Source organism: Haloarcula sp. NS06 (genome assembly GCF_051122755.1).
Taxonomy (GTDB): domain Archaea; phylum Halobacteriota; class Halobacteria; order Halobacteriales; family Haloarculaceae; genus Haloarcula.
On record NZ_CP184842.1, the window covers coordinates 38168 to 55156 of the forward strand.

General features: G+C 60.8%; 20 protein-coding genes and 1 pseudogene. 11 read left to right on the forward strand and 10 right to left on the reverse strand.

Annotated elements, in window-relative coordinates:
• Positions 1–2 precede the first annotated feature (2 nt).
• Together ACODNH_RS01145 and ACODNH_RS01150 are read left to right on the forward strand one after the other, a co-directional pair.
• Positions 3–461 (forward strand): hypothetical protein, encoded by a 459-nt coding sequence (locus tag ACODNH_RS01145; protein ID WP_434530136.1) that lies wholly within the window; start codon positions 3–5, stop codon positions 459–461.
• The gene (locus ACODNH_RS01150) at positions 458–1696 is read left to right on the forward strand and encodes a phage integrase SAM-like domain-containing protein (RefSeq protein WP_434530137.1); all 1239 of its coding nucleotides are present in this window, start codon (positions 458–460) and stop codon (positions 1694–1696) included. The genes ACODNH_RS01145 and ACODNH_RS01150 overlap by 4 nt, the downstream gene beginning before the upstream one ends.
• A gap of 267 nt (positions 1697–1963) precedes the next feature.
• On the opposite strand, the gene ACODNH_RS01155 is transcribed toward ACODNH_RS01150, so the two are convergent.
• The 3 genes from ACODNH_RS01155 to ACODNH_RS01165 form a co-directional block, all read right to left on the reverse strand.
• Positions 1964–2770, reverse strand: a complete 807-nt coding sequence (locus ACODNH_RS01155; protein ID WP_434530138.1) for a CPBP family intramembrane glutamic endopeptidase — start codon at positions 2768–2770, stop codon at positions 1964–1966.
• 72 nt (positions 2771–2842) lie between these two features.
• Complete coding sequence (locus ACODNH_RS01160) at positions 2843–3655, reverse strand: hypothetical protein (RefSeq protein ID WP_434530139.1); 813 nt, start codon at positions 3653–3655, stop codon at positions 2843–2845.
• A 150-nt stretch (positions 3656–3805) separates the two neighbouring features.
• Positions 3806–4702, reverse strand: a complete 897-nt coding sequence (locus ACODNH_RS01165) for a CPBP family intramembrane glutamic endopeptidase (protein WP_434530140.1) — start codon at positions 4700–4702, stop codon at positions 3806–3808.
• 94 nt (positions 4703–4796) lie between these two features.
• On the opposite strand from ACODNH_RS01165, the gene ACODNH_RS01170 reads away from it, so the two are divergent.
• Positions 4797–5225: a universal stress protein gene (locus ACODNH_RS01170; RefSeq protein WP_336022680.1), complete on the forward strand. Its 429-nt coding sequence runs from the start codon at positions 4797–4799 to the stop codon at positions 5223–5225.
• 93 nt (positions 5226–5318) lie between these two features.
• Positions 5319–7499: a heavy metal translocating P-type ATPase gene (locus tag ACODNH_RS01175; RefSeq protein ID WP_434530224.1), complete on the forward strand. Its 2181-nt coding sequence runs from the start codon at positions 5319–5321 to the stop codon at positions 7497–7499.
• A 15-nt stretch (positions 7500–7514) separates the two neighbouring features.
• Here the strand turns inward: ACODNH_RS01175 and ACODNH_RS01180 are convergent.
• The 3 genes and pseudogenes from ACODNH_RS01180 to ACODNH_RS01190 all read right to left on the reverse strand — a co-directional run bounded on the left by ACODNH_RS01180 (position 7515) and on the right by ACODNH_RS01190 (position 10339).
• Positions 7515–8170, reverse strand: a pseudogene (locus ACODNH_RS01180) (hypothetical protein).
• Positions 8171–8199: 29 nt separating this feature from the next.
• Positions 8200–10119: a heavy metal translocating P-type ATPase gene (locus ACODNH_RS01185; RefSeq protein ID WP_434530141.1), complete on the reverse strand. Its 1920-nt coding sequence runs from the start codon at positions 10117–10119 to the stop codon at positions 8200–8202.
• Positions 10120–10123: 4 nt separating this feature from the next.
• The gene (locus ACODNH_RS01190) at positions 10124–10339 is read right to left on the reverse strand and encodes a heavy-metal-associated domain-containing protein (protein WP_434530142.1); all 216 of its coding nucleotides are present in this window, start codon (positions 10337–10339) and stop codon (positions 10124–10126) included.
• A 182-nt stretch (positions 10340–10521) separates the two neighbouring features.
• Between ACODNH_RS01190 and ACODNH_RS01195 the strand changes: the two genes are divergently transcribed.
• On the forward strand, positions 10522–11046 hold the full coding sequence (locus tag ACODNH_RS01195; protein ID WP_434530143.1) for an ArsR/SmtB family transcription factor: 525 nt from the start codon (positions 10522–10524) through the stop codon (positions 11044–11046).
• 20 nt (positions 11047–11066) lie between these two features.
• Here ACODNH_RS01195 and ACODNH_RS01200 read toward each other — a convergent pair whose 3' ends face one another.
• The gene (locus ACODNH_RS01200) at positions 11067–11501 is read right to left on the reverse strand and encodes a hypothetical protein (RefSeq protein ID WP_434530144.1); all 435 of its coding nucleotides are present in this window, start codon (positions 11499–11501) and stop codon (positions 11067–11069) included.
• A gap of 248 nt (positions 11502–11749) precedes the next feature.
• Positions 11750–12121 carry an SHOCT domain-containing protein gene (locus tag ACODNH_RS01205; RefSeq protein ID WP_434530145.1) on the reverse strand — a complete coding sequence of 124 codons (372 nt, stop codon included), beginning with the start codon at positions 12119–12121 and terminating at the stop codon, positions 11750–11752.
• 182 nt (positions 12122–12303) lie between these two features.
• Between ACODNH_RS01205 and ACODNH_RS01210 the strand changes: the two genes are divergently transcribed.
• Both ACODNH_RS01210 and ACODNH_RS01215 read left to right on the forward strand, forming a co-directional pair.
• Complete coding sequence (locus ACODNH_RS01210) at positions 12304–13689, forward strand: permease (RefSeq protein WP_434530146.1); 1386 nt, start codon at positions 12304–12306, stop codon at positions 13687–13689.
• Between the two features lie 156 nt (positions 13690–13845).
• Positions 13846–14295, forward strand: a complete 450-nt coding sequence (locus tag ACODNH_RS01215; protein ID WP_434530147.1) for a universal stress protein — start codon at positions 13846–13848, stop codon at positions 14293–14295.
• A gap of 14 nt (positions 14296–14309) precedes the next feature.
• Here the strand turns inward: ACODNH_RS01215 and ACODNH_RS01220 are convergent, their stop codons facing one another.
• Together ACODNH_RS01220 and ACODNH_RS01225 are read right to left on the reverse strand one after the other, a co-directional pair.
• Positions 14310–14705: an SHOCT domain-containing protein gene (locus ACODNH_RS01220; RefSeq protein WP_434530148.1), complete on the reverse strand. Its 396-nt coding sequence runs from the start codon at positions 14703–14705 to the stop codon at positions 14310–14312.
• A 28-nt stretch (positions 14706–14733) separates the two neighbouring features.
• Positions 14734–15294 carry a DoxX family protein gene (locus tag ACODNH_RS01225; RefSeq protein WP_058365957.1) on the reverse strand — a complete coding sequence of 187 codons (561 nt, stop codon included), beginning with the start codon at positions 15292–15294 and terminating at the stop codon, positions 14734–14736.
• Between the two features lie 114 nt (positions 15295–15408).
• Between ACODNH_RS01225 and ACODNH_RS01230 the strand changes: the two genes are divergently transcribed.
• The 4 genes from ACODNH_RS01230 to ACODNH_RS01245 all read left to right on the forward strand — a co-directional run bounded on the left by ACODNH_RS01230 (position 15409) and on the right by ACODNH_RS01245 (position 16915).
• Complete coding sequence (locus tag ACODNH_RS01230) at positions 15409–15759, forward strand: ArsR/SmtB family transcription factor (protein ID WP_434530149.1); 351 nt, start codon at positions 15409–15411, stop codon at positions 15757–15759.
• A gap of 3 nt (positions 15760–15762) precedes the next feature.
• The gene (locus tag ACODNH_RS01235) at positions 15763–16038 is read left to right on the forward strand and encodes a DUF7521 family protein (protein WP_004515576.1); all 276 of its coding nucleotides are present in this window, start codon (positions 15763–15765) and stop codon (positions 16036–16038) included.
• 137 nt (positions 16039–16175) lie between these two features.
• Positions 16176–16571: a hypothetical protein gene (locus tag ACODNH_RS01240; RefSeq protein WP_006183484.1), complete on the forward strand. Its 396-nt coding sequence runs from the start codon at positions 16176–16178 to the stop codon at positions 16569–16571.
• A gap of 146 nt (positions 16572–16717) precedes the next feature.
• On the forward strand, positions 16718–16915 hold the full coding sequence (locus ACODNH_RS01245) for a heavy-metal-associated domain-containing protein (RefSeq protein ID WP_006183483.1): 198 nt from the start codon (positions 16718–16720) through the stop codon (positions 16913–16915).
• Positions 16916–16989: the final 74 nt, after the last annotated feature.

The following is a 16989-nucleotide window of genomic DNA, read 5'->3' on the forward strand; positions in this document are numbered from 1 at the left end:
GGATGTCTGTCCCGCATCCAGGTGGTGATCCGAACGCGAACCTCTATGCGCAGCTAAAGCGGGATGTCCTCGATCGTGTGCCACAGATCACGGCGGTCGAGTTCGTTCCTGATGATATTGAAGCCAAGCAGCTGCGAGCGATTTTCGACCCAGCCCGTCTTGACCCTCCGACAGGCCCGGATTCACCGGAACTCACCATCAAGTGGTATCGACAGGAACCAGACAATTGGTTCCGTATCAACTACACGGATCCGAACACGGGCTTTCACGCCGGCTGGCACCAAGACGAGGACCATCCCGATCTGGGACAGGCGCATTTTCAATACTCAATCACCAATATGGAGGAACGCTGGGGAATTAGATTCAAGCACGAGACCCCATCCCTGATCCTTTGGGAAATCATCGAAGAGCTTCTCGAGGACGTCCGTCCGACCTACCAGTACGCAAACGAAGAATCGTGACTCCGGGTACACCTCGAAACCGTTCCGATCAGACACTTGCGGGTTCCTTCGAGCGCTACCTCCAGGACAAGGGGAAAGGCCGCGGTGGGGACGGTGGGAACTATCGACGAAACGCTACACGCGAGCTCGAGCGGTTCGCCGAGTGGGCCGCCGGCGACCGCGGCGACGACGACTGGACCGGGATCGTCCCCGACGACGTCGATCGCGACCCCACATTCGAGGACCTCGACGAACGCGTCTTCCGCGAATACGCCCGGCATCTCGCTGGTGACCGTGGCCTCAAACAGAACACCGTCCAAACCTATTACCGCTATATCTCTGCGTGGTGTGGCTGGTGTGTCAACGAAGGGTATCTCGAAGCACACTACGCTCAACGGGCGAGTGCGATGGCCCCACTCCCCGAGGATGACGGCCGCAAGCCCGGCGACCAGCAGGCCTGGACATCTGAACAGCGCCACGCCCTCACCCGCCACGTCGACGAACGGGCACGCGACGCCGTCGAGGCGTACACGACACTCCCAGAGGATACTGACCCACTCGACAAGCAGAGAGCACGCTACGCGGCGCTGAAGGCGGCTCGTGACCGGGCGCTGGTGTTCGTTCTCACGTACACAGCTGTCCGCGTCGGGGAACTCCTCCGGGACCCGAACGACCCGCGTCGGCGCGGAGTCCGCTGGGGGGATCTCTCCCTTGACGATGGGAGTATGGACGTCTACCGGAAGAAACAGAAGTGGGACGCCGCGAGTCTCCCCGATCCAGTGATTTCTCCGCTACGAAGCTATCGCCAGCTGATGGATCCACCCACGGAGCGCTGGCCGGTGTTTCCGACGTTCGACCAACGGACGCTCGCAGAACTCGTCCGGGAAGAGCTAGCCGAACGAGGGGAACGCCCAGAAGCAATTACTGAGCGCCGTGACGAATACGCTCGCGACCTCCTGCTGGCGCTCAATGAGGACATTCGGCCGCCGTCAATCACGACGGACGGCGCACGGTCGATTCTCCAACGGCTCTCGGAGGCCGTAGAAATCGACATCGACCATCCGAAACACGACTATCTGGCGCCCCACGGCGGTCGGCGTGGGATGGGTGAAGTTCTCGTTCGAGCATTCGGATATACCGTCGCCGCCCGGTATCTCGATAACTCCGAAGAGATGGTTCGAGAGCGGTATTCACATATCGAGGCCGGAGAACTTGGCGATGTGGCGACAGAGGCACTCTCTGAGATTGATGGGTAACCTCGTAACGAGTGAACGACAGAGATCATCCAGCGGCCTGTGGTATCGCGACAGCCTCCCGAAAGTACGCGACTGCTAGCAGCAGGTATCCTCCGATTAAAGGCCCCCTCTCGGTGTGCCACGCCCAATCACTGGGTGATTGGACACGCTCGAACTCTTCCTGCCATCGAGGTCCGGACTCCTGATGCCACACATTACGCCTTGCGACCTCGATCGTAAACGTTCAGCAGCAAATATTCGCCACAGAGCCACAGGGAGTGGGGAGTATCAGAGTATTGCGACCTGTATAAGGGAGAGCACTACCAACGGGATGTGGAAGGCGGCGTGGGCTATCATCGCTGCTTCGAGGCTCCGTTGCCAGTACAGCCACCCGAAGAGCACGCCTGCAATCGCGTTCAGAAGAATCGTCCGGGCGACGAGTGCTTGGGTTAGGTCGACGGACTGTGCGAGCGCTGGGAGATGGCCGATCCCAAACAGCACTGCAGAGATTATGATCGCGACCCACATAACTCCCGATCCAGGGCCGCCCGACTGACGGCCGGTGAGCACCCAGCCAATGAATGCGAGCGCCGACATGAGTCCGTAGCGGAGCAGTAGCTCCTCCGTGATACCACCATAGAGGAACCTAACCGGCGCATACACGAGGACGTTCACCACCGTCGCGTCGGTCGCCCCGATCGCGGACTGGGGCAGGTCCTGGGCGATGAACGGCGCCAGCGCGACATCAAGAAGCAGGATCAGGAGTCCTCCGATGACGCCGAGGCTAACAGCAAGTAGAACGTCGGGCCGGAGACGTCGCCAAATGTCGTCGCCTGTTCCTGCCCAGCCCACAAGGTACGATGACAGATCCACTCGCGGAGCGGTATACGTCCCAACCAGACAGGCGACGGTAAGGAGGAGCAGTGAGTTGACACCCGCAGACACAGCGAGGAGTGGAAGCGATAGTCCGGCCGGGACAGCTGACGCCGGCGTCGTAAGATAGATGTACCCGCTGAGAGCGAGGATCCCGGGTGTACCGGCTAATAACGTCACTCCGAACCGCTTTGGGAAGGAGGCGTGCTCGGTTCGAAACATACGACGGATCTCTCAGTGTAACGAGAAAAGTGGTGTCACTGTCGTCGCTTTCGCCGTCGGCGTCGTGAACAGTTACCGTGCCGGACCGTCGTATCGCCCCATCCCGGCGTGGAGATGGCCATCGAGTTGCGTCCATCCCTGGCGGCCGTCCGCGTAGATTGCAGGAGTGGTCCCCGCTTCGAACGTGTTGAAGCTGTTCGAGAGCCAGAATCCCCACTCGTTCCAGGCTTCGAATCGGATTTCGTCGACGGTAACGATCGCTTCGGTTGGCGTATCGTACGTGGCTGCGGCGACTGTCGTGAACTCCCAGCATGCGTCCGAATCGTCCCACGCGTACTCACAATCGGACGAAGAGACGTTTCCGAGCGGTGCCAGGAACGATGCGTTCCCGATCGGATACCGCGTGTCGATGTCGTGATCTACCGACTGTTGCCACGCAATCGAGTACCGAGTCGGGTCGGGGGAGAGCTCTTTGTTGGTCATGTTCGCGGGAATCTCGTCAAGGCCAATCTGTTCTCGGTCAAGTACCGAGCCGTTCGGTGCGTACGTCCAGAGGACGTACCGATCTTGGCCGACGAGACGGTCGACGTGGAGTCGAAGCATCGGACCATAGGCGGTCTGGACGATGGATGCATCCCATGTCGTCAGCTCCGTGCCGTCGTCGTCGTAGATCCACAGGTCCGATGCGGCGTCAGCGTCTACGTCCGTGCCCGCGGGAAACGGGAGATGGAACGTGGCATTCTCGATCGTCGTATTCGTGCTGATAGACGTCGTGTAGGAGTACGCGAAATCCGGTGGGAAGAAGAGAAAGCTGATGGCTGCGACCGGCACAAGAACGACAAGGAGAGCAACCCCGATGACGAGAAGTTGCTTTGAGGAAACCATACAAAGAGTACGCTCATATCAAATATAGTACTATTGTGGGTCTGGATAGCACCCGGCAGCATCTGAATAGTCGTTCTGGCACGACAGGAGCTGATTGGGGGCGTTTTCTTTCTTTCGGCGAAGCAGAACTCCCCGTCGTTACCCGCGTTTTCACACGCGGTAATCACTCTCAGTTACCGGTGGGAGACCGGCATCCTGTGGGGTCGGCGGGTCGCGGTCGGCGAGGCGGTCTCCGCCGTAGACGACGATGAGAAGGATAGCAATCAGCACGAGTGGAACTGCCCCAGTAACTTCGGCGAGCAGGTTCAGCCACGGGTCAGGAACACCATTCGGGATGAGTGCTTCCGGGTCAGCGGGATGGAAGATTCCCATCGCATTAACGCCAGCATGGAACACTGCGACGGCGAGCACGCTGCCGCCGGTGCTGTTGTACATCCACGTCCAGAGGATGGAACCAGCAAGGATGGAGACCATCCAGAGGAGTTGCTGGGAGAGCGGCCAGCCGCCGTGGGTGGTCGTCGCGTTCAGGAACAACGGAAGATGCCAAGCAGCCCACGTGACGCCCACGATGACACTTGAGGTCAGCGCGCTGTAGGAGTCCTGCAGGATAGGGAGCATAAAGCCACGCCAGCCGAGATCTTCCTGGCCGCCACCCCACACGGTTCCCCACACCATCGCGAACAGGTAGATGAAGGGCGATTCGAATTCGGTGAGGTCGATTGGGCCGCCAGCTAAGACGAACAGCCAGACGCCCAATGAGAGAATAATCAAGGGGAGGCCGAACGCGAGCGCCCACCATTTCGCACCGATTCGCCACTTGAACATCTGGCCGATCCACTTACGGAGGCTTCCACCGGAAGCCCAGATGACCACCGCCGCGCCGATCGGCGGACCGAATCCGCCGAAGCCGATCAGGATCGAGTGCGTCCAGGAGGCTTCCATCTCCGAATACGCGAGCGCCCCCTGGATCGTCCATGTGAACACATAGGCGATTACAACGAAGCTTAGGAGGCGATGTTGGTTGACCCACGAGCGGAAACTGGCCATACCTCCGATTGGGGCACGCATCATAATTAACGGTACTCCCAGGTACCGAGTTTTCGGCACTACACTCTTCTCAACACTTCCCGAACTCTATCGTATGCCTGACAACGTTCTCGTCGCCTTGGACGGCTCCCCGCTTGCCGAGCGTGCACTTATGTACGCACTCGAGACCTTCCCGAACGCCACCATCACCACAATTTACGTCATCAACCCGATCGACTCGGTAATCGATGTAGAGGCCGGTGGCTTGCCAGTCGCAGAGGACTGGTACGATACCGCCCAGGAGCGGGCGACCGAGATTCACACGACCGCGACGGATCTTGCGGCGGACCACGATATTGTGCTCGCTACAGTCACTGAAGTCGGGAAACCAGCGCGTGAGATTCTCGACTACGCCGCCGACAACGGCATCGACCAGATCGTTATGGGGAGCCACGGTCGGTCAGGCCTAGACCGAACGTTCCTCGGAAGTGTCGCCGAGACAGTTACTCGCCGAGCACAGATCCCGGTAACCATCATTGGATGAAATCCTCGACTCGTGTGCCGAGATCAGGATCGGATAAATGCTCGTGGGCCCACCTCAAACGTGAAATCAAACCAACCCATAGGTATCGAGAACGTGGCTGTTACTGAAGCACCACCTCTCTCGACGTGTACGATCCACATTGAACGACGAGGTGGTCGTGGCGACGCGGGAGCACGGGCGCTCGAACGACATCTTAGGCGTCTCTCCGGCGTCCACGATGTCGACGTCTCGTTTCGAACAGGGGACGCCCGGATCACCTATGACGGGACCGTCACCTCAGAAGAAACGATTCGAGACGCTGTCCGCGACCGCCACGTGTCGATTCAGGACGAATCTGAGACAGCAACGGATGACGTGAGCACCCGCTCGGAACTCAGGCGGGAGGTCGTGTTCGTCGGCTTGACCCTCCTCGGGATGGCGGTCGGCCTAGTGACGGGATGGCTCGAAGGTCCACAGCTTCTCATGTGGGCCGGATACGGCGTCGCATACGTCTTCGGTGGCTGGTACGGGCTTAAAGGCGCGGTCGAGACGCTCCGCCACCGTGCGGTCGACATCGACCTGTTGATGATCGTCGCTGCCCTCGGTGCCCTCTCGATTGGCGCACCATTCGAGGGCGCGATGCTGCTGTTTCTGTTTTCGCTGTCGAACACGCTCCAGCACTACGCGATTGGCCGTTCGCGACGGGCGATCAAGTCACTCGTCGAGATGCGGCCGGACGAGGCACAGGTCCTCCGCGACGGTGAGGAGGTCACTGTGGCCATCGACGAGGTCGCCGTGGGCGACGTGTTCGTCGTCCGTCCCGGCGACAAGATTCCGCTCGACGGCGTCGTCGCGTCTGGCGAGGGAACGGTCGATCAGGCGTCGCTCACTGGCGAATCAGTGCCCGTGCCGAAAGAGCCCGGCGACGAAGTGTTCGGCGGGACGATCAACGAGAGCGGCAGCCTGGAGATTGAGGTCACACGGCAGGCTCACGAGTCGGCGATCAGCCGGCTCATCCACATGGTCGAGCGTGCTCAGAGCGAGAAGGCGCCGACACAGCGGCTCATCGACCGCCTTGAGCAGCCGTACGTCCTCGGTGTGTTCGGGCTCACAATTGCGGCGATCGCTATCCCGCTCGTGCTCGGAAGCGAGTTCACTAGCACGTTCTACCGCGCGATGACCCTGATGGTCGCCGCCTCGCCGTGTGCCGTCATCATCTCGACGCCGGCGGCGGTGCTGTCGGCTATTGCCTCCGGTGGGAGACAGGGCGTTCTGTTCAAGGGTGGCGAACACGTCGAGGCGGCGGCGAACATCGACGCGGTCGCGTTCGACAAGACGGGCACACTCACCCGGGGCGAGACACAGCTGACGGACGTGTTCGTCCGGGACGGCCTCGCGAACGAGTCGCTGACTGCCGACGAGCTGCTCTCGCTTGCAGCCTCCGTCCAGGCACGCTCGGAGCACCACCTCGCTCGTGCGACCGTCTCGGAAGCCGAAGCCCGCGCCCTCGACGTCCCCGATGCACGTCGGTTTCAGTCGGAGGCCGGGAAGGGAGTGCGCGCCGATGTCGACGACGGAACCATCCACATCGGGAATCGGAGTTACGTCGAGACGGTTCTCGAAGACGCTGCGATCGAGGGGCTCGAACTTGGTCTCGACAGGCTTCGGACCCTGGAGGCGGAGGGGAAGACCAGCGTTCTCGTCGCCCGCGAGCACGCCGGCAACGCCACGGTACTGGGATGGCTTGCGTTCACCGACACGGTCCGCCCCGGGGCTGCAGAAATGATCGAGGACCTCCGGTCGCTCGGCGTGGAGCACATCGTCATGCTGACCGGCGACAACGAACGCGTCGCCCAGCAGATCGCTGACGAAGTCGGTATCGACGAGGTGCAGGCGGAACTACTGCCGGAAGAGAAGGTGGCGACCATCGAAGAGCTGGTGGATCGCTACGAGAACGTCGCGATGGTGGGTGATGGCGTGAACGACGCACCGGCACTGGCGACGGCGACTCTCGGGATCGCGATGGGTGGTGCCGGGACCGACGTTGCCCTAGAGACGGCTGACGTCGTGTTGATGGGCGACGACATCGGGAAGATTCCCTACGTGCTCGGACTCGGTCGCCGGACGCGCCGGACGCTGACAGTCAACCTCGCAATCGCCTTTGGTGCGATTGCGCTGATGGTTGGCACGATTCTGTTACGCGGTATCCCCTTACCGCTGGCCGTGGTCGGCCACGAGGGATCGACGGTCCTCGTGTCCCTGAACGGGCTTCGATTACTCGGCTTTCGAGACTAGGACGTAGTGTCGTAGTCACGCTGTCTCGACGGTGAACAACGAGTCGTCGTCGAGGACGACTTGTATGCGACGGTGCCAGGCCTCTGCGAAGGCCCCCCGTTGCTTCACGCTTGCGGACCCCTACTAGAATTCCCTGGAGATTCCCGATTGCGGGCCCACCGTCAGGAACGTCGCTGACGTGGTAGGTCACTTCGACGGTCTCGTCCGTGTCGGTTCGCCGGAACCGGGAAAGTCGGATCCGCCGTGTCCGGGTCGAACGCGTCGAAGACGAGGAGGTCGCGGCGGCCGCCGTAGCCGCCGGCGAGCCCGCTGAATCCGTCGTCTTCGGTCGCGCCAGTGACGTACGAGATGATGCGGCTCATCACGCCGTATTCAGCATCGTCCTGCGGGCCAGCCGCCTGCATCTCGATTTCGCTCCGGACTGGATAGTCGTCGGGATAGAGGGCATCGAGCCCCAACTGGACGATCCGGTAGGCGCCCGAGGCAGTCGGACAGGAGTGTCCCGCCTCTTTCACCGCGTCTCTATAGGTGATGACGAACGGGACGCCCGGTTCGAGGACGCCGAGGGCCTCCGCGACAGGGTCGCGAATTTCGATCGGATCGACGTCGTAGTCTACCTTCCAATTGGTTATAGTCTGGGTCTCGGCGCTCGCAGTCGAGTTCGATGTCATGAGTGGTGGTGATAATCGCATCTGAGTGGTCAGTGGCGAAGCAGTCGCATCCCGTTGAGGATGACCGCGAGGACGCTGGCCTCGTGGACCAACATTCCCACGGCGAGGGTGACGTAGCTGGTGAGCACGCCCGCGAGCAGGACGGTCACGGTCAGCACTGCGAGCCCGACGTTTTCGAGGACGTTCCAGCGCGTCGCCTTGCTGAGTTTGACCGCGTACGGGATCCGTTCGAGGTCGTCGGCCATCAGCGCCATGTCCGCCGTCTCGATGGCGGTGTCCGTCCCGGCGGCACCCATCGCGATGCCGACGTCAGCGGTCGCCAGCGACGGCGCGTCGTTGATGCCGTCGCCGACCATCGCGACAACGTGTCCGTCGGCTTGGTAGGCTTCGATGACGGTCTGCTTGTCCTCGGGGAGGAGTTCGGCGCGGTACTCGTCGATGCCGACCTCCTCGGCAACGGCGGCGGCCGTCCGCTCGTTGTCGCCGGTGAGCATCACCGTCTCGATGCCAGTGTCTTGGAGCGCCGCGACGACCCCAGGAGCGGCCTTCCGGAGCTCGTCCCGCATCGCAATCGCGCCGATGACGTCCCCGTCCCGAACGACGTGGACGACTGTCTCGCCGCGCCCTTCACGCTCGCGGACGTAGTCGGCGACCCGGCTGGGGACGTCAATGTCGCGGTCGTCCAGCAGTGCGCGGTTGCCGACAACGACTTCGTGGCCATCGGTATGGGCGATAACGCCCTTACCAGCGACCACGTCGAAATCGTCCGGATCGGGAATCGACTGGAGGCTGGCGTCCGTATCGTCCGCCTGGGCGACCGTAGCCCCACCGTCCGTCGCAGCAGTCGGGCGCTCGCGGGCTGCGTCGACGATGGCGTCGGCGAGGTGGTGTTCGCTCTTCTTCTCTGCGGTCGCCGCGAGCGTGAGGACCTCGTCATCGGCGATACCGAAACCCTCGATGTCGGCCACGGTGGTCTCGCCCTTCGTGAGGGTGCCGGTCTTGTCGAAGGCGACAAGGTCGATCTTGCCGGCGCGTTCGAGGTGTTCGCCGCCCTTCATCAGCACGCCAGACCGAGCGGCGTTGCCGATGGCCGAGACGATGCTGACCGGTGGCCCGATGACCAGCGCGCCGGGACAGCCGATGACCAACAGGGTCAGCGACAGGATCGCGTTCTGCGTGACGGCGTACGCACCGATAGCGAGCACGATGACGGCCGGCGTGTAATACTTCGCGAACCGGTCGATGAGACTCTCGGTCGGCGACTGAGCCTCTTGGGCCTCCTCGACACGGCGGATGATCCGTTCGAGCGTCGTATCCGAGCCCGCACCCGTCGTTCGGATCTCCAGTGCGCCTTCTTGATTGACCGTCCCGGCGTAGACCTCGTCGCCGTCGGCCTTGTGGACGGGCGCGCTCTCGCCGGTGACTGGTGCTTGGTTGACGGCGCTCTCGCCGTCGACGACGGTGCCGTCAACCGGAATCTTCCCGCCCGGCTTTACGACGACGACTTCGCCCTCTTCGACCTCGCGGGCGGGGACTTCTTGGAGTTCCCCGTCGCGACGGACGGTCGCCGTGTCGGGCGTCATCTCCAACAGCTCCTGGAGGGCAGTCCGGGTCTTCCGCATCGTCCGTCCCTCGAGGTAGCTGCCGAGGCTGAACAGGAAGACGACGGCGGCGGCCTCCCAGTACTCCCCGATGATGATGGCCCCGATGGCGGCTAGCGTCACCAGCGTCTTGATTCCGAGCGTCCGGTTGGTGACCTCGTGGTAGGCGGTTTTGGCGATGTCGTAGCCACCCACGAGCGTCGCCAGGACGAGGATGGCGGCGCTGGCCGTATTAAAACTCGTGAGGTAGCCCAGACTCCAGCCACCGCCGTAGAGGAGACCGCTCGTCGCCGTGACGATGGCCTTCCGGTGTTTCCGGTAGTACTGCGTGATCGATTGTTTGTTCATGGTGTTAGGCGGGCTGGGGCGTGTACCCCTGGTTTTCAATGGTCTGTGCGAAGGTGTCGGGGTCAGCGACGCTGTCGTCGTACTCGATCTCGACGCGGCCGGTCGCGTAGTGGACTTCGACGTGCTGGACGCCGTCGACGTTCGACAGGGCGCGTTCGACGGTACTCGCGCAGGTCGGGCAGTCGAAATCTATGACGCGGAACTGGGTTGTGTCGCTCATTACAGTTTGAGGTAGTGCCCGTACCCCAATAAGTATTTTTTAGATGATATGTTTGAATACGGATATAGGTGATTGGAACAGTCAAACGGGTCGTCTAGGGCTTTCGGTATCACGAACCCAGTAACCTGAGTTCAAAGCAGCGTCCCGCTAGCTTTTCCCGCCTGCTCATACTCAGTTCTCGTATGAGTAGTTCCGGTACCGACCACCGGCTTGAGGACATCGCGGTGCGAGACACCCGGGTTTCGGACGCCATCGACGAACCGATGCGGGCGATGATTCTCGATATCCTCTCTGAGGAGGCGCTGACCGCAACTGAGGTCCACGACCGTTTAGAGGACCGCGGCGTCGACCGCACGGAGAACACGGTTCGTCATCACATCAACGAGTTACGGGATGCCGGTCTCGTCGACGTCGTCCGCTTTGAGGAAGGGCGCGGTGGGACGACGAAGTACTACCACGCGAATACGATCGTCCTCTCGTACTCACTGCCGGCGTCAGCCAATGACGCTGTCGAGGAGATGATCGGGGCCGTTCAGCCCCAGATTGGGGATGCACTCGATACTCTCACAGAAGACCACGACGACGCGATAGCGGAGATCGTCGCAGATATGCAGCCGTGTGAGCACTGTCAGACCCAGAAGTACGAAACCTACGTACTCCTGACTGTCCTCCGCCGGGCATTCGTTCGTGCGCACCGAGATTCTTGAGCTTGCGCCCTGTACCGCTATCAAGGCCTCACTTCACCGTGTGTTTTAGTTATCCGGCGATATCCCTCATACACAGCTGGCAATCCGAGGGGAAGTGCGAAGACTCCGAACCCGAGTAGGATGTATCCGGCTACGTGCCGGCGTCGCACAGCTAGAACTGTCGCGGCGACGCCGACGAACGCAATCAGATAGGCAAGATTACTCCAGAGCACGTTGTACGAGGAGCAGTATAGCCAGCAGACGACCGTGTAGGAGGGAGCGTTCCAGGTCGGCGGATGAAGCTTCGGCCAGAAAAACCGGCAGTATGTCGTCCAGCTGAGCATCGCGAGCGCCGGAAATCCAGCAAGCCACATCGGTGTTCCGAACGGCATCCAGTCTCCGAATCGTCTATAGCCAGCGAGGAATAGCGCGGGAAAGCCGATAATCCACAGCCAGATGCCGATAGTGTAGGTCATGGGCCAGTGTTCGATCCGGGGCTGTGCAATCGGTAATCGTAGAGACTCGGGCAGCGTCGCCCACGGGAACGAGGGATCGGGAACGGGATTCGTGAGGAACGCGACCAGACAGAGTCCAGTCCCGATGAGGAGCCCGTATAACCCCACCGTCGTGTATCGGTCAAGCCACGCTGGAAGTTGCGGACGGGGAGACTGTTGACGGTGGTCGGGGTAGCCGGTCATCCTTCAGCTTTGATGTCTTGTCTTAATCAGGTATCTCGTTCGAGTGCTTCGCGTCGCTGTTCGTATTCCTCGTCAGTCAGCTCGCCGCGAGCATAGGCAAGCCGAAGCTCTTCGAGTGCTTGGTCCGAGTCACTCGCAGCTCCCGTAACTGCGCGATAGATGAGGTACCCACCACCGACGAGTGCGGCGAGGAACAGCAGCTGCATCACGATGCCGACGATGAACATCCAGCCAGGCATCGTCCCGTCGCCCCACATGTGACCGCCCCACATCCCGCCCATCATCGGACCGAACCCCATCATCCCGAAGCCCATGAAGAACAACGGGAAGATGAATACGGCACCGATGATAACGAGGAGGAGCGTAACAAGTCGCGTACCGTCTGAATTTGTCGGCATAGTGTGATCCCTCCGTGAGTTGGGGTTCTCAGATTATACTACGCACTAACTATTCAATGCGGTTGTGCCTTTGACCTGCGTGTTCCACCCGCCACAATTCTTTTTAATACCTACTCACCACGGCTCTGACCCGAACTATCTGAAGGAAAACTGCAATAGATGATCCCTTCGAACTGATACCTATGGTAGCGACGATGATTGATGGCATCTCCGAAGCTCTACGTATCGGAGTGGGCTTCCTCTGGACGGCTGCGTGGGCGATCATTATGGGCCTCACGATCACGAGTCTCGTCCAGGTCTACGTCTCCAAGGAGCGAATGGCACAGGTGTTGGGCGACGGTGATCTGAGCGGGCTCACCAAGGCGACTGCGTTCGGTGCGGCCAGTAGTGGCTGCAGTTTCGGCGCTGTCGCCATCGGGAAGGGACTGTTCAAGAAGGGAGCGCATGCGGTCAACTTTCTCGCGTTCATGTTCGCGTCGACGAATCTGATCGTCGAACTCGGGCTGATGATTCTGATTCTGCTCGGCTGGGAGTTCCTCTTGGCGGAACTGCTGGGCGGTCTCATCCTCATCGCCGTGATGGCGGTGATCGTCCACCTCACGCTCCCCGAGAATCTCTTTGCCGAAGTTCGAGAAACGCTCAACGAGCGCGACCGTGAGGCGGGCGTCACCGAAGACCCGACCTGCGGGATGGAAGGCAAAGACGAATACACGCTCACGACCGACGGCGGTGAGACGCTCAAATTCTGCTCGGAGGGCTGTATGGAGACCTACCGTCAGGAGACGTCGAGTAGCGGCGGGTGGCGTGACGAGTTGCTGTCGTGGGGTGGCTGGTACAAAGTCGGGAATCAGTACCGCAAGGAGTGGTCGATGATCTGGAAGGACATCGTCGCTGGCTTCCTTATTTCTGGGTTCGTTATCGTCTTCGTCCCCCAGTGGGTCTGGAACACCCTGTTCATCCAGGGCGACGGGCTTCTCGTGACCGCCGAGAACGCGATTATGGGTGTCACCATCGCCGTGCTCAGTTTCGTTGGCAGTATGGGTAACGTCCCGTTCGCAGTCGCCCTGTGGGGCGGTGGCGTCAGCTTCGCCGGGATCATCGCGTTCGTCTACGCCGACCTCATCACGATTCCCGTGTTGAACGTCTACCGGAAGTACTACGGCTGGAAGATTATGCTGTACATCCTCGGCGTTTTCTTCGTGACGATGGCGTTTACTGGCTTCCTTATGGAACTGCTGTTCGACGCGCTGGGAATAGTCCCAGATCTGGCGGGTGGCGAGACGGCGACCGAGCAAACGTACTTCGAGCTCAACTACACGTTCTACCTCAACCTCATTGCGTTCGCGCTCTCCGGGTTTCTCCTGTACGTTTATCGTCGCGGCCTCGGTGCGCCTGGCCAGTACCGTGACCCCGTCTGTGGGATGCGGACTGACGACAGCGAGCCATCGGCGACCCACGCCGGTGAGACGTACTACTTCTGCTCGCAGACCTGCAAGGAGACCTTCGAGAAGGATCCGGACGAATACGCCACCGGGCATCCGATGGTGATGGAGGGACACGACCACTAACGGACAGTTCGTCGAGGGTTCTACAGTATCGATTGAGTCCGTCGGTCGTTCTTGGGCACATCCCCTGACGTGGCCATACTGAACATGCTCCTGTGACTCCTGAGGGGAGAGAATTGGAAGCCGAATTTATGGTACCCGCCTTTGAATTCCGGCTGAATGTACGACCGAATTCTCCTGTCGACCGATGGAACTGTTGCGTCTGAAGAGGCTGAAACACACGCACTCGAGCTCGCAGCCGCCCACGACGCAGTCCTTCATGTGCTCTACGTCGTCGACGAGGATGTCGTGACTGCGTACAGCGGGGACGAGTACGTCGACGAGGCTGAAGGACCCGAACACGGTCTCGAAGAACACGGCGATGAGACGCTTTCGGAACTCCGACACCGAGCCGCAGAGGCCGATGTCGATGTCGAGATGTCGATGCAACATGGCCGCCCCGCTGAGACTATCGTGAATCACGCAGACGACTGTGACGCCGATCTCCTCGTGCTCGGCACCAAACGCCGGCCGGACGAATATCGGGCGTTGCTCGGAAGTGTCACCGACCGCGTTCTCCGATTGACGACGCGTCCGGCAACCGTCGTGAAAACTGAAGTCAGCGAGTAGGGAACGACCGTCCGCTACCGTCCATCATCTGGTGTGAGACGGGCGCGACGGCGGTCGAATTCCTCGTCGTCGATCTCGCCACGGGCGTACCGCTCTTGGAGGACCGCGAGTGCGCTATCCTCGGCGGGGCCGTTCGATTGCGGCCGCGTCCCCAGCCAGTAGATGAGACCGAGGGGGACGGCGACGAGGAGTGCCATCCACAGGAGACCGAACAGTATCATCCCCCAGCCCCAGCCACCCCAGCCGGCCATGTGGCCGTCGTTCCACATGCCGTCATGCCAGCCCCACATCATTGCATCTGGGACGGTCGCGTGCGTTAGCGCCATTCCGGCGACGACGGCCAGTGCCAGCGCTCCAACGACGATGAGTCCCAGAGAACGAATCCCGCGTGCTTGAATTGGATTTTGCATTGTTGTACTCCCAAAGGGCTCGGCGTGGTTAGCCGAGGATGTATTCGAGGGCGGGGTAGCGCTCGACGAGCGTCTCGCCGCCGACGTCGTAGTTCTCGATGTACTGGTCGAGGCCCAGGATGCGGCCCGCGGCGAACGCGGCGACCGCGAGGAACACGAGCATGTACGCGAAGTCCCCGTTGATGAACCCGTGACCCATATCCCAGTTCCCGAAGTAGAACATGAGCATCATGAGCGCGCCGAAGAACGCCGCGAGGCGGACGAACGCGCCGACGAGCAGCCCGAGGCCGATGAACAGCTCGCCCCACGGCACGGCGACGTTCGCGAACTCGACGAACCACGGCGTGCTACCCATCCACGCGAACATCCCTGCGAGCGGGTTGCCGTTCGTCGCGGCGACGTTCGACAGGTAGCCGCCGGCGGCGAACTCGCCGGTGATCTTCGTGAACCCGGAGTACGCGAACGCGTATCCCATCATGAGACGGAGCGCGAGCACGAACCACGCGCTGAGGCTGTGGACTTTCCCGCCGACGGTCAGACCGCCGACTCTGCTCTCGAGCTGGTTCATGCCGGAGTCGAGTGTGGACATAATTATTGCACCTTCAACTATCAGTAGGCGGGTAGAGACGATATAATAGCGAGCCGGCGTTCTGAGTCAGAAAACCGGCGGGCTATATTACCCTCCTGTAGCGAGTACGGACGTGTGACTGAGGAGGCCGACCCATCGGAGGTCTTCGCGACGCTCGACGACGAGTACGCCCGCGACATCCTCGTGGCGACGAAGACCGACCGCCTGTCTGCGAAGGAGCTCAGCGAGGAATGCGACATGTCACGCCCGACCGTCTCGCGGCGTGTCACCCGCCTCGTCGAGCAGGGCCTCCTCGAGGAGTACACGCACGTCGACCCCGGCGGACGGCACTACAGCGAGTACGAGGCGCGCCTCGAACGTGTCGAAGTACTCCTCCAATCAGAGGGCTTCGACGTGCAGATCGATGTTCGGCCGGACCCCGCCGACCGGATTACGTCCATCTTCGAGGAAATGCGGGGAGACTGACTCATGGAACATACCCTATTCGTCATCGGCAAGCTGTTCACGACCGCCCTGGCGCTGGTGATCGCCTACCAGGCCTATCGCGGATACCAACGGCATCACACGCAGTTACTCCTGTACGTCGCCGCTGGCTTTGCGCTGGTCGGCCTTGGTGGCCTCCTTGAAGGCGTTCTCTTCGAACTCCTCCAAGTGTCGATTTTCGAAGCGGGATTCGTCGCAGCACTCGTCACCGCCGCCGGGATGCTGTCGATCCTCTACGCCCTGTATGCCCCGAACCCCTGAGGATTCGGGACGTTCATTCGAGAAGCGGCCTCTGGGCGTTGTTCCTCATTCGAAGTCGCTATTGTACGGATTCCCCTTATTCTCGCCAGTGTAGGGTCGCAGCGGGAATTATGTCCGTACCGGTCGTACAGTATCGTATGATTCGAACACTCGTGGGTGTCCTTGGCGCTCTCTCAGCGCTGTTCCCGGACAAAATCGTCAAACTCTTCGAGAAACTCGCGATTGCGAATCCAAGCGAGGGAACGGTGAGAGGGTGGGTCGGCCCAGCTATCCGGTCTGAGGGCGTTCTGATAGCTGCGATTTCCCTCCTCAATGGGCGAGCATACGCGTGGCTGATGAATCTTACCGGTGTGTTCGGCGCTATCGTCTTCCTGTTTCCCGATCTGTATCGAAGATTTGCCACCGCGTTCCTGTACGAGCGTCCGGAGTCGATCGAATGGAACGAGCGATTCCGCTCAGGTATTCGGGCTATCGGCGCACTATACGTCTTTTTAGCGGCGAAGACGTATCTGGAGCGCCACAACGATACCTGAGTCTTCCCGCCATCATCAGTTGCTGAATCTGAGATTTGGTTCGTTGCGGCTGCACGTATCACTTGGAATCTAAAGTTTGACCCCCAAGAGACCAGTATAATCGAAGGGGAAATCCGCTAAAGAGAGGGAGCCGTATGTACCTCTGTATGACGACGACCATCACCGTGGAAGGAATGTCGTGCGGTCACTGTGAGCAGACGGTCGAAGAGGCCCTTGAAGAGGTCACTGGCGTAACTTCCGTGACCGTCGACAGGGAGAGTGAACAGGCAAGTGTCGACGGCGAGGCAGAGGTCACGGCCCTCGTGGCGGCCGTCGAAGACGCGGGATACACCGCTCACGCCTGAGTATCGTGCGCTGCGGATAGCACAAGTCGCTTCGAGACGACGACTAACTGTTGTCTTCGGAGCTTGTCTACGCT